The organism is Bacillus mobilis, assembly GCF_001884045.1.
Classification (GTDB): Bacteria; Bacillota; Bacilli; order Bacillales; family Bacillaceae_G; genus Bacillus_A; species Bacillus_A mobilis.
This window is the reverse complement of record NZ_MACF01000137.1, coordinates 62,830-75,844: the sequence shown is the minus strand read 5'-3', so window position 1 is coordinate 75,844 and position 13,015 is coordinate 62,830. Positions and strand designations below refer to the sequence as shown.

At 40.7% G+C, this 13,015-nt stretch carries 13 protein-coding genes; all 13 read left to right on the top strand.

Features of this window, described 5'->3' with window-relative positions:
• Positions 1-805: NADH-quinone oxidoreductase subunit C (locus tag BAQ44_RS26920; protein ID WP_116758423.1), on the top strand; the 805-nt coding region annotated here is incomplete at its 5' end.
• Between the two features lie 3 nt (positions 806-808).
• Positions 809-1,909 carry an NADH-quinone oxidoreductase subunit NuoD gene (gene nuoD, locus BAQ44_RS26915; protein WP_000621434.1) on the top strand — a complete coding sequence of 367 codons (1,101 nt, stop codon included), beginning with the start codon at positions 809-811 and terminating at the stop codon, positions 1,907-1,909.
• Positions 1,909-2,910 (top strand): NADH-quinone oxidoreductase subunit NuoH, encoded by a 1,002-nt coding sequence (gene nuoH / locus BAQ44_RS26910; RefSeq protein WP_063262325.1) that lies wholly within the window; start codon positions 1,909-1,911, stop codon positions 2,908-2,910. The genes nuoD and nuoH overlap by 1 nt, the downstream gene beginning before the upstream one ends.
• Positions 2,911-2,935: 25 nt before the next feature.
• Complete coding sequence (nuoI, locus tag BAQ44_RS26905) at positions 2,936-3,355, top strand: NADH-quinone oxidoreductase subunit NuoI (protein WP_000677191.1); 420 nt, start codon at positions 2,936-2,938, stop codon at positions 3,353-3,355.
• Positions 3,352-3,876: an NADH-quinone oxidoreductase subunit J gene (locus BAQ44_RS26900; protein ID WP_063262324.1), complete on the top strand. Its 525-nt coding sequence runs from the start codon at positions 3,352-3,354 to the stop codon at positions 3,874-3,876. Before nuoI ends, BAQ44_RS26900 begins: the two co-directional genes overlap by 4 nt.
• Entirely contained in the window at positions 3,869-4,183 is a 315-nt protein-coding gene (gene nuoK / locus BAQ44_RS26895) for an NADH-quinone oxidoreductase subunit NuoK (RefSeq protein WP_000100078.1), read from the top strand. The genes BAQ44_RS26900 and nuoK overlap by 8 nt, the downstream gene beginning before the upstream one ends.
• A 29-nt stretch (positions 4,184-4,212) precedes the next feature.
• Positions 4,213-6,075: an NADH-quinone oxidoreductase subunit L gene (gene nuoL, locus BAQ44_RS26890; RefSeq protein ID WP_071724793.1), complete on the top strand. Its 1,863-nt coding sequence runs from the start codon at positions 4,213-4,215 to the stop codon at positions 6,073-6,075.
• On the top strand, positions 6,072-7,574 hold the full coding sequence (locus BAQ44_RS26885) for an NADH-quinone oxidoreductase subunit M (protein WP_071724790.1): 1,503 nt from the start codon (positions 6,072-6,074) through the stop codon (positions 7,572-7,574). Before nuoL ends, BAQ44_RS26885 begins: the two co-directional genes overlap by 4 nt.
• Positions 7,575-7,581: 7 nt before the next feature.
• On the top strand, positions 7,582-9,096 hold the full coding sequence (nuoN, locus tag BAQ44_RS26880) for an NADH-quinone oxidoreductase subunit NuoN (protein WP_071724795.1): 1,515 nt from the start codon (positions 7,582-7,584) through the stop codon (positions 9,094-9,096).
• 212 nt (positions 9,097-9,308) lie between these two features.
• Complete coding sequence (locus BAQ44_RS26875; RefSeq protein WP_071724788.1) at positions 9,309-9,545, top strand: DUF1146 family protein; 237 nt, start codon at positions 9,309-9,311, stop codon at positions 9,543-9,545.
• Between the two features lie 51 nt (positions 9,546-9,596).
• Positions 9,597-10,301 (top strand): YwmB family TATA-box binding protein, encoded by a 705-nt coding sequence (locus tag BAQ44_RS26870; RefSeq protein WP_413551101.1) that lies wholly within the window; start codon positions 9,597-9,599, stop codon positions 10,299-10,301.
• A 39-nt stretch (positions 10,302-10,340) separates the two neighbouring features.
• Entirely contained in the window at positions 10,341-11,645 is a 1,305-nt protein-coding gene (murA, locus tag BAQ44_RS26865) for a UDP-N-acetylglucosamine 1-carboxyvinyltransferase (protein WP_061679415.1), read from the top strand.
• Positions 11,646-11,855: 210 nt separating this feature from the next.
• The gene (gene spoIID / locus BAQ44_RS26860; RefSeq protein WP_071724784.1) at positions 11,856-12,875 is read left to right on the top strand and encodes a stage II sporulation protein D; all 1,020 of its coding nucleotides are present in this window, start codon (positions 11,856-11,858) and stop codon (positions 12,873-12,875) included.
• The last annotated feature ends 140 nt before the right edge of the window (positions 12,876-13,015 follow it).

The window sequence follows — 13,015 nt, the reverse complement described above, 5'->3', positions numbered from 1 at the left end:
GACGGAAGAAGAAAAGGCCAAAGCGAAGGCGAAGGCCGTGGCAGCCGCAAAAGCAAAAGCGGCAGCACTAGCGAAGCGAAAAAGAGAAGGAAGCGAAGAAGTGACGGAAGAGGACAAGGCTAAGGCGAAAGCAAAGGCCGTGGCGGTAGCAAAGGCAAAAGCAGCGGCTCTAGCAAAGCAGAAGGCCTCGCAAGGTGATGGGGATTCGGGAGATGAAAAGGCGAAGGCGATTGCAGCAGCGAAGGCGAAAGCGGCTGCGGCTGCAAGGGCGAAGACAAAGGGTGCTGAAGGTAAGAAGGAAGAGGAAACAAAGCAGGAAGAGCCATCCGTGAATCAGCCGTATTTAAATCAGTATGTTGAAATTATTAAGGGGAAAATAGGAGAGGATATATTAGTAGATTCCTACATTAATAAACTTTCAAAAGATGTGCCAACTCTTGTAGTGGAGCCTTCAAAGTATTATGAAGTGATGGAATTACTGCGGTTCCACGAGGGACTTGCATTTGATTATATGTCAGAGCTACATGCGACAGATTTTGTGACACATATGGAAGTATATGTTCATTTATTTTCATATGGAAAGAAACAGTCAGTAGCGGTGAAGGTGAAGCTGGATAGGGAAGAGCCGCAAGTAGAATCGGTGACAGCGTTTTGGAAAGGCGCGGACTGGCCGGAGCGAGAAGCGTATGATTTGCTCGGTATTGTATTTAAGGGGCATCCCAACTTATCACGTATTTTAATGCCGGATGATTGGATAGGGCACCCGCTTAGGAAAGATTATGAACCGCATGATGTGGAGGTGTAGCTAATGATCCGTACGGAAGAAATGCTTTTGAATGTAGGGCCTCAGCATCCGAGTACGCACGGTGTGTTCAGGCTTGTTATTAAGATTGATGGGGAAATTATTAAAGAAGCTACACCGGTTATTGGATATTTGCATCGCGGGACTGAAAAGATTGCCGAGAGCTTACAGTATACGCAAATTATCCCTTATACAGATCGAATGGACTATTTATCGGCCATGACGAATAATTACGTCATTTGCCATGCTGTAGAGACGATGATGGGGCTTGAAATCCCGGAGCGGGCCGAATACTTGCGAGTGCTTGCAATGGAGCTTGGAAGGATTGCGAGTCACCTCGTTTGGTGGGGGACAAATCTTCTTGATATAGGAGCGGTCAGTCCGTTTTTGTACGCGTTTCGTGAACGAGAGATGATTATAAATTTATTAAATGAATTATGCGGTGCCCGGCTTACTTTTAACTATATGAGAGTCGGGGGTGTAAAGTGGGATGCGCCGGATGGTTGGATCGAAAAAGTGGAAGAATTCGTTCCGTATATGAGAGAACAATTGGCAGGTTATCATGATCTCGTTAGCGGTAATGAGATTTTCTTAAATCGTGTAAAAGGCGTTGGTATATATAGCGCGGAAGAAGCGATTTCGTATTCTTTAAGCGGAGCGAATTTGCGGTGTACCGGAGTAAACTGGGATCTTCGCAAGGATGAACCGTACTCTATTTATGATCGATTTGACTTCGATATTCCTGTTGGGAGCGTGGGAGATGCTTGGGATCGTTACGTTTGCCGCATGCAAGAGATTGAGGAGTCATTAAAGATTGTTGAGCAAGCTGTCCAGCAGTTCCCGAAAGACGGAGCTGTGCTGGCGAAAGTGCCGAAAATCATTAAGGCGCCTAAAGGAGAAGCGTTTGTCCGTATAGAATCACCGCGAGGAGAGATTGGTTGCTATATTGCTAGTGACGGAAAGAAAGAGCCGTACCGCTTGAAGTTTCGCAGGCCGTCTTTTTACAATTTGCAAATTTTACCGAAGTTATTGAAAGGTGAAAACATCGCCAATTTAATTACGATTTTAGGTGGAGTTGATATTGTACTTGGGGAGGTTGATGGCTAATGATTGAAACGCTCTTACAATCACCTTCAAGCTGGACGAATTTCTTCATTTTTTTCGGATTAGCGGTGCTTCTATTATTTGCAGTCCTTGGCTTCGTTACATATGGTATTTTGGCAGAACGGAAAGTGATGGGATTTATGCAAGGGCGGATTGGACCAAACCAAGTTGGGGGTCGATTCGGTTTACTGCAAACGGTAGCTGATGTTTTAAAACTATTACTGAAAGAAGATAGTATTCCGAAAGCGGCAGATAAACCGTTGTTTATATTAGCACCTGTTATTGCATTCGCACCGGCATTTATGGTGCTTGCAGTCATCCCGTTTACCGATAAATTTCAGTTCGCGGATATTGGCGTAGGCTTACTGTATTACATTGCTGTTTCTGGTATTACGACGATTGGTGTCGTGACCGGAGGATGGGCATCAAATAATAAATATTCCCTTTTAGGAGGGATGCGTGCGGCGGCGCAAATGATTTCTTATGAAATTCCGCTCGTAATGAGTGTAATTGGTGTCGTTTTGTTAGCTGGTAGTCTGAATTTAAATGAAATTGTAGCAGCGCAGGAGAATGTTTGGTATATTTTCGTGCAACCAATCGGTTTTGTCATATTCTTAATCGCAGCGGTAGCAGAGTTAAATAGGACGCCGTTCGATTTACCGGAAGCAGAGTCAGAACTTGTTTCTGGATATCATACGGAATACTCAGGATTTCGCTGGGCGTTTTTCATGCTTTCAGAGTACGTATATTTCTTCGGAATGGCATCTTTAATTACAGTGCTCTTTTTAGGCGGATGGAATCCAGTCATGTTCCTTGGATTTATTCCAGGAGCTGTATGGTTTGCTTTGAAATTTAGCAGTGTAGTCTTTCTATTAATTTGGTTCCGCGTTACGTTCCCGCGTATAAGAGGTGACCAGTTAATGGAGTTTGGCTGGAAAGTATTATTGCCAATTGCACTTGCGAATATTTTCTTAACGGCATTGATTAAGGAGTTATTCTTCTAATCTATGAGGGGGGTGCCAGTAAGAGATGAAAGGACTATTTAAAGGATTAAAATATACATTAAGCAATTTGAGTAAGAAGAAGGTGACTTACGATTATCCGAATCAACCGTTGCCGTTGCCAGACCGCTTTCGAGGTATTCAAAAGTTTTATCCGGAAAAGTGCATTGTTTGTAACCAGTGCTCTAACATTTGTCCGACAGATTGTATTCAGTTGACGGGGAAAAAACATCCGGATCCTACGAAAAAAGGAAAAATTATCGACACGTACGATATTAATTTTGAAATTTGTATTCTTTGTGATTTATGTACAGAAGTTTGTCCGACAGAGGCGATTGTTATGACAAACAACTTTGAACTCGCGGAATATTCACGTGATGATTTATTTAAAAATTTGCAGTGGCTTGACGAAAACGACGAAAACGTCAGGAAGGAGAATAAAGCATGAATGGCGAGTTTGTAGCATTCTTCATACTATCCTTGTCTGCAATTATCGGCGGCGTTCTTATGTTGAACTTAACGAAAGTCATGCATATGATGCTAGCTCTCGTTCTGACATTCCTCAGCATTGCAGGTTTGTACTTTCTTTTATCAGCTGAATTTATCGGAGTTGCACAAATTTTACTTTACTCGGGTGCAATCACAATTATTATGATTTTTGGCATTATGTTAACGCAACATAACGCAGAAAATGAATCACGTCTTACTCTTCGAAAATGGATTATCTTCTTTGCGGTTGTAGCATTTGGGGCAGTTATGTATTTCGCTGTTAACAATATTGATTTTGCAAATGAAAGCGCACAAGGAAGTTTACCTCTCCATGAAAAAAACACACTTCAAATCGGTACACTTCTCTATTCGAAATATATTATTCCATTTGAGTTAACCTCAGTTATTTTACTTGTAGCACTTGTTGGCGCAATTATTCTTGCGAAGAAGGATGAGAAAGAGGAGGATTCCAATGAGTAGCGTTCCGGCTTCTGCATATTTAACGCTTGCGATTATTTTGTTTTGCATCGGTTTGTTTGGAGCTTTAACAAAGCGAAATACAGTGATTGTATTAGTTTGTATTGAATTAATGCTCAATGCGGCTAATTTAAATTTAGTAGCTTTTAGTAAATTAGGTTTGTTCCCAAATTTAACAGGGCAAATTTTCTCTCTGTTTACGATGGCTGTAGCGGCTGCGGAGGCGGCGGTAGGACTCGCCATTTTAATTGCTTTGTATCGTAATCGTACGACGGTTCATGTAGATGAAATGGATACGCTCAAAGGATAACATTGTGACCGAAAAGGGGGAAGGAAACAATGATCGATTATGCATGGCTCATACCGCTTTTCCCGCTTGTTTCGTTTTTTTTATTACTTATATTCGGGAAGAAAATTAGAGAAGGAAGCAGTGTACTTAGTATTTTCCTCGTCTTTCTCTCCTTTATATTTGCGGTACTTGTGTTAATAGAACGATTTTCGAAAGTAGGATTGAAACATAAGTGGGTATGGCTTAGAACGGGAGATATTGATATATCATTTGGCTTTGAAGTGACAGCATTAGGGGCTTTAATGCTGTTTATCGTTACACTTGTGAGTTTACTTGTACATGTGTATTCGAAAGGTTATATGAAAGGTGACGAAAGATTACCAACCTTTTATGCCTATTTAGGACTCTTTACATTTGCGATGCTCGGGCTCGTTATATCACCGAATTTATTACAGCTTTATATATTTTGGGAGTTAGTAGGCCTCGGTTCATTTTTACTCATCGGTTTTTATTTCTTTAAGGAAGAAGCGAAGGCTGCTGCGAAAAAGGCTTTTATTATGACTCGTATTGGAGATGTCGGTTTATTTATAGGGATGATCTTACTTTTTTGGCACGCGGGTAGTTTTGAATATGACGTAATTTTTAGAGCGATTCATACGGGTGATCTTACCCCTACGATGATTACAATAACGGCGATATTAATTTTTATCGGAGCGATGGGGAAATCAGGTCAGTTCCCGCTTCATACGTGGTTACCGGATGCAATGGAGGGGCCGACGCCTGTTTCGGCACTTATTCATGCGGCGACAATGGTCGCAGCTGGCGTATATTTAGTGGCGACGATGTTCCCGCTATTTTCAGCAAGCGCGGTGGCGATGCAGACGGTGGCCATTGTTGGAGCCTTCACTGCAATCTTTGCGGCTTCTATCGGTCTTGTGCAAACGGATATAAAGAGAGTGCTTGCTTATTCTACAGTTAGTCAGCTTGGTTATATGATGCTTGCATTAGGATCTGCCGGTTATGTAGCTGGTATTTTCCATTTAACGACACACGCCTTTTTTAAAGCACTACTATTTTTGGCTGCAGGAAGTGTCATTCATGCAGTGCATACGCAAAACATTAACAAAATGGGCGGCTTACAGAAGAAGATGAAAGTAACGGGTGCACTATTTTTAATCGGTACACTTGCAATTAGTGGTGTGCCACTCCTTTCTGGTTTCTTTAGTAAAGATGAAATTTTAGCGGCGGCTTGGATGAATGGCAATTACGTTTTATTCATATTAGCAGTAATTGCAGCGTTCTTAACAGCATTCTACATGTTCCGGCTATACTTCCTTGTCTTTACTGGGGAAGCGAAGACGAAGGAAGATGTGCGGGAATCGCCCCGCGTTATGACGTATCCGATGATTGTCCTCGGCGTCCTCGCGGTAGTGGCGGGTTATATGAATACACCGTGGTTTGGGACGTTTCTGGGGGATTGGCTTACGAAAGATGTAGCATTTAAAGCGCGAGAGGTACACGGGCCAGTTTGGATTATGATCGTAGCAACGCTCGTTTCATTTGCAGGGATTGCTCTTGCATATTTCATATATGGTAAGAAATCTATTTCTAGAGATTGGGCTGGTGGTGAGGGAACACCTCAATATAACCTTTTGAAAGAAAAGTATTATGTGGATGAGCTATACAATATGACGGTGCTCCCTATTACGAAGGGAATCGCTCATGTGCTTCGCTTATTTGAGGTGTATGTAGTCGAAGGAATTGCCGTTTTAATAGGAAATCTAGTTAAAGGGATAAGTGGACTCGGTTCTAGACTCCAAAACGGAAATGTACAAGTGTACGGCACTGTAACAGCTGTTTCGCTTGCAGTACTCGTCATTATTTTGCTTTATACGGGAGGGGATTTACGATGAATGATTTGTTATTAACGTTCTTCATTTTTTCCCCGCTTTTAGGAATTCTTTTACTTGTATTAACACCGAAAAAAGAATCGCGTACAGTGCGAGCGCTCGGTTTATTTGGGACGGCGCTTCCATTTGGAATCGCTATCGTCCTCGCTTGTACATATGCTTCTGGAAAGAGTTTGTCGCTATTCGATGAAAAAGTGAAATGGATTAAATTTGGGGATTTTGCAGCGGTGGATAAAAGATGGTTTGCCATTTATTACGAGCTTGGTATTGACGGTTTATCGCTCGTTATGATGGTGCTGACGGCCCTTCTAGCGATGCTTGCAGCAATTGCGGCATTTACTGTAAAAAGGAACTTAAAAGCCTTTTATATGCTGCTACTCATGCTAGAAATAGGGATGCTCGGCGTCTTCGCTGCTCAAAATTTAATGCTGTTCTTTATCTTCTTTGAAATTACATTGCCGCCAATGTTTTTATTAATTGGGAAGTGGGGGAAATTGTCGAGTGAAAAGGCTGCTTATAGTTATTTAATATATAACGGTATCGGCTCCGCTATTTTACTCATCGTTTTCTCGGTTTTATTTGCAAAAACAGGTACAACAAATATTACAGAGCTTAAAGAAATATTAACGAGTGTAGGTGCTGGGGGAGGAACGGCTGTCTCAAGTAGCTTACAGTTCGGTTTGTTTCTTGCCATAATGATCGCTTTTGCCATTAAACTACCTGTTTTCCCGTTACATCGCTGGATGGTTAATGTGCATATTGAAGCGCATCCGGCTGTAGTTATGCTTCATGCGGGCGTTTTACTGAAGATTGGAGCATACGGTATGATTCGCTTCGGAAAGGGGTTATTCCCGGAATACTTTCGCGAGTTTGCAACGCTCATTGCGATTTTAGGAGTCATCAATTTATTGTACGGAGCCTTCTTGGCGCTCATCCAAACGGACTTTCGGAAGGTGCTTGCTTACTCTAGTATTTCGCATATGGGTATTGTATTAATGGGACTTGCGGCGTTAAATGCACCAGGTACACAAGGGGCACTATTCCAAGTTGTGTCGCACGGTTTAATTGCGGCATTACTCTTCTTCTTACTTGGTGTTATAGAACAACGTTTTGGAACGTCGGATATTACAGCGCTTGGCGGACTCGCGAAAAGTGTCCCAATACTTAGCGGATTCTTCTTAGCGGGAGGAATGGCATCGCTTGGATTACCAGGCATGTCTGGATTTGTTAGCGAGTTTCTTGCCTTTCTCGGTTTATTCCAAGGAGAGCCGGTCGTTGCGGCAGTCGGCGTACTTGGCATCATTTTAACCGCTGTATACGTATTAAGAGCAACACTTCAAGTAACATTTGGTAAGAAAGAGTGGGAAGCGAAAGCTGATATACATGGATGGGAGTATGTCCCTATATTGCTACTTATCTTCTGCATTATTGCAATTGGAGTAATGCCAGAAATACTAGGAGATCCGCTTCAAAATACATTGAAAACATTGGGGGTGAAGTAGGATGGATATGAATACGTTACTTAGCTTATCGTGGCATCTCATGGTGCCAGAATTCATAATTCTCGGAGCTGCCATCCTTCTTTCCATATGTGATTTGTTTTTTAAGTTGAACCATAGATATGTAGCGCTTAGTGCAATCGCAGCCGTCATATTAGCAATTGTGTCATTAATTACGCTATATGGTGAACCGACAGGAGATATTTTAAACGGATCGTTCGTGTTAGACGGGTTTTCAAAAGGGTTCAAAACGTTGTTGTTAGGCGGAGCGGCCCTCATCTTATGCACCGCAATGAGCGATGATAAGAAGAATCCCATTGAAGATAAGGGAGAATATTATTATTTATTTTTAATGGCACTTCTTGGGGCTATGTTTATGGCTTCTAGTGTCGACTTCATTACACTTTTCGTCGGTTTAGAATTGCTTTCACTTTCTTCATATATTTTAGTAGGGATACGAAAAAAGAACCGTGCATCAAACGAGGCGGCTATGAAATATGTCATTAACGGAGGAATTGGAACGGCAATTACGCTCTTTGGAATGAGTTATTTATACGGTATTACAGGATCAACTAATATCGTGGATATGCAAAAAGTATTCGCAGGGGAGCTTGCTGGTGGTATTCAGTTATTGTTAGCTCTCGCATTTCTACTATTACTCGTTGGACTCTCGTTTAAAATTGCGACGGTGCCGTTTCATATGTGGGCACCAGATGTGTATGAGGGAGCGGCTACGCCTGTTACTGCTTTTCTTGGAACGATTTCTAAACTTGCAGGGTTCCTACTCATTATTCGTCTGTTTCTCATGGTTTTTGCAAGTGTATCGGTGCAAGGAGATATGCAATCCTTATACGGACGTATGAGCATATACATTGCGGTACTAGCGAGTATTACGATGATTATCGGAAACGTCGTAGCGTTAAAGCAATATAACGTAAAACGCCTATTTGCCTATTCGGGAATCGCACATGCGGGGTATTTACTCGTTCCGCTTGTAGCATTATCACCATTTACGATGGATAGCATGTGGTTTTACATGCTTGCGTATATGCTTATGAATATAGGCGCGTTTGCAATTATCCACGGCTTAATCTTACAAAGTGACAAAGAAAATATTACCATCTTCACCGGATTGTATAAAAGGTCGCCATTTACAGCGATAGTGATGACGATTTTTATTTTATCGTTGGCCGGAATACCAGGAACAGCTGGTTTCATCGGGAAAATTAACATTTTTTTAGGTGCACTGCATGTAGAGCCAGCTCATTACGTACTAGCTTCTATTATGATGGGAACGACAGTCATCTCATTCGTATACTATTTCCGGATTCTACAGCAAATGTTTTTCCGGACGGGAGAAGTGGAAGAGAAAATTCGTTTGCCATTTAATATAAAGGTTGTTATGAGTCTTTGTGCAATTTCGATTGTAATACTGGGGATTATGCCGATGATTGGATACAATTTCTTTTATGAATATTTTCCATTAATGAAGGATTTCTTCTTCCTAGGGAACGTGGTACAATAGTGAAAATAAAAGGTGTGGAGTTGTTACTCTGCGCTTTTTATTTTGTGTGAACTACAATTGAAAATGCATGTAGGTATACGTTTTTTGAGAGCAAATTACGATGTGAAATGTAAGATGATTATTTGTATTTGAAAAAGTGTGGCTCCTACTTATTATGGTATCGTTTTTATAGTATTTCGTAAGTAGTAGCTAGGTAAAAAGGGGTCGATTTTTTGGCACATCTTTTAGGGCAACAAGCACTGATTGCCATCGTTTCGCATTTATTGTTTATTACCATTACGTGGTGGGCCTTACAAGGTATTCACATTGAGCGTTTAATGAAGCCTGGAAAGGTGATGCAGACGCGAGTATTACTCATCCTAATTACAATTACAATTGGGACATCTGTAAGTAACTTTTTCCTTGATTATTTAGGCTATTCAAAGAGTTTAACGTATTTAGTAAAGTAAGTGTATAGAACCTCACATCTCCGTTAACAATGGGGATAGGAGGGGATGAAATTGAAGCTTAAAGCCATTCTTATTGTTGTGATAAGTGTTGTTTTATTTTTGGTTGGATATAGAGAAATGAAACCAATCAGCGATGAACAGAAAATGGAGAGCGTGATTGCAACTTTAGAGAAAAATGATGCTAAAGTAGAGAAGTGGTCATGGTTAGCGCGAGAAACAAAAACAATTTCTAATATACATACGTTTCAAAAGTTGTTAAACGATGTGAAGGACAAGGCGAATATTCAAAAGTGGGAATTAGAGCAATCTCCAGATGGATATAAAGCTACATCCTATAAAAAGTTTTCTTCTTATGAAGAACGAGTAGTAGTAACATGGAGTAAGGAAAATACTAAAGAAAACACTTTCATTATTTTCGAAGTGAGCGGGGCGAAATGGGACCCGAAGTACATTCAGAAAACAAATAAAATTTTTAGTGAAAAACCTATAATTTACACTTGTGTTCAAGGTGTACTGAATGATAAGATTGAAGGTGTTTTGCAAAATAAAACCAATCAGGTTTTGAAAGATCTTTCAGCAAGAGCGATCGAACAGATAGAAGAAAGAGCATTTGTGTCAGTCTCCGCATACAATAAAAAGTGGGATGACGCTCTTTCAACAAATAGAGAGAAAATAAATGTGCAAATAGCAATACGTTCTACAGACAACAAAGATACAATTGTGGTTGGCACACCGATCATAACTTCTGAGTATTGAGTGAATAGATACTGAAAAAAGGACACGGAGGGGAATAATTTGGAAAAGATCATCGTCCGTGGCGGAAAGCGGTTAAACGGCACAGTGCGTGTTGAGGGCGCAAAAAATGCTGTATTACCTATAATCGCTGCAGCCCTATTAGCGAGTGATGGAAAGAATGTACTATCTGAAGTACCAGTTTTGTCTGATGTATACACAATTAATGAGGTATTACGTCATTTAAATGCTGAAGTCGTATTTGAAAATAACCAAGTAACAATCGATGCTTCTAAAGAACTAAACATCGAAGCACCATTTGAATATGTACGTAAAATGCGTGCATCTGTTCAAGTAATGGGACCATTACTTGCACGTAACGGTCGTGCTCGTATTGCACTTCCTGGTGGATGTGCAATTGGTTCACGTCCAATTGACCAACATTTAAAAGGCTTCGAAGCAATGGGAGCAAAAGTACAGGTTGGTAATGGTTTTGTTGAGGCATACGTTGAGGGAGAACTAAAAGGAGCTAAAATTTATTTAGACTTCCCAAGCGTGGGCGCGACAGAAAACATTATGTCTGCAGCTACATTAGCAAAAGGGACAACAATCCTTGAAAACGCAGCGAAAGAACCAGAAATCGTTGACTTAGCTAACTTCTTAAATGCGATGGGAGCGAAAGTACGCGGAGCTGGAACTGGAACGATTCGTATCGAAGGCGTTGATAAATTATATGGTGGAAACCACTCTATTATTCCTGACCGTATTGAAGCGGGAACATTCATGGTTGCAGCGGCAATTACTGGTGGAGACATCTTAATTGAAAATGCTGTACCTGAACACTTACGCTCAATTACAGCGAAAATGGAAGAAATGGGTGTTAAAGTTATTGAGGAAAATGAAGGTGTACGTGTTATCGGCCCAGATAAGTTAAAAGCGGTTGATATTAAAACTATGCCTCACCCAGGTTTCCCAACAGACATGCAATCACAAATGATGGCATTATTACTACAAGCTGATGGAACAAGTATGATTACAGAAACGGTATTCGAAAACCGCTTTATGCACGTTGAAGAATTCCGTCGTATGAATGCTGATATTAAAATTGAAGGTCGTTCTGTTATTATGAACGGTCCAAACAGCTTACAAGGTGCTGAAGTAGGCGCAACTGACTTACGTGCTGCTGCTGCATTAATCTTAGCTGGTTTAGTATCTGAAGGTTACACTCGTGTAACTGAGTTAAAGCATCTTGACCGTGGTTATGTAGATTTCCATAAGAAATTAGCTGCATTAGGTGCAACTATTGAACGTGTAAACGAACAAGTAGAAGAAGTGAAAGAACAAGAAGTTTCTGATCTTCACGCTTAATTGAAATAGTCTCTACGTCTTTTGACATAGGGGCTATTTTTTTTGGGGGTTATTACTGTTATAGTCAATAAATTCTATACTTATGCACGTACCAGTAAAAATATTTAGAAAATTTTCGTTTTAAGTGGTTCCTCTTAAGTATGTTCTAAAAGAAAGAGTTGTTCCATAAGAATGAATGGAGTAAAGCTTTTTCATATTGGGGGAAATAAGATGAAATTTTCAAAGCCATTTTTCATCACAGTAGCGCTTCTCATAGCGCTCGTTATCATTGTACCTGCTGCTCTTGTTATTCCATTTGCGAAAGCAAAAGTAGGGGAAGAAGCAGCTTCTAAAACTCCTCCAGCGATAGAAAGTATACCAGCTCCAGGGAAAGTGGATACAGCGGTTCAAGTTGCTGTATATCGTGAGAAACAGAAAAAGGTAGATACATTACCTATGGAGGAGTATGTGACCGGTGTAGTAGCTTCTGAGATGAATGCCAGTTTTGAAATAGAGGCGCTAAAGGCGCAGGCATTAGCAGCGAGAACATTTGTGGTGCAGCGTATGCTAAGCGGAGGAAAGAAAAACAATGCGGACGTGACAGATACGGTGAAAGATCAAGTGTACAAAAGTAAAGAAGAATTGAAGAAACAATGGGGTAATAACTACGAAAATAATTTGAAGAAAATCGAAGAAGCCGTTTCGAAAACCGCAGGACAAGTTTTAACGTATGATGGAAAACCAATCTCAGCATCCTTCTTCTCAACGAGTAATGGCCGGACAGAAAATGCGGCTGATTACTGGGGAAATGATTATCCGTACTTAAAGAGCGTAGATAGTCCGTGGGATCAAGCTTCTCCGAAATTTACGAGCGAGCAAACATTTACAGTAGCTGACTTCCAAAAACGTCTCGGTGTGAAAGTGCTAGCAGACGGAAAGGTTGGAAATATTAAAGATCTTACGGAAGGAAAGCGAGTAAAAGATGTAGCATTTCAAGGGAAAACATTAACAGGAAAAGAAGTGCGTGAAAAATTAGATTTACGCTCTTCTGACTTCACGTGGAAACAAGATGGAGATAAAATCATTGTTACGACAAAAGGCTTCGGCCACGGCGTTGGCATGAGCCAATACGGAGCAAATGGCATGGCAGCGGAAGGTAAGAAATATACAGATATCGTTGCTCATTATTACAAAGGTGTCGAAATAAAGTCGATGAATGATTATGAAGGAAAGTTAATGGTGAAGAAGTAGAATACAAAATAGACCGTCCCAAGAGGTATATTGGGACGGTTTTCTTTTGTTAGTAGATAGGTTATTTTTGTCGTATTTTATAGTTAAGTCGATATTCTTTGGCGAATCGTTGATATATATATATAATCGTCAATGTTCAG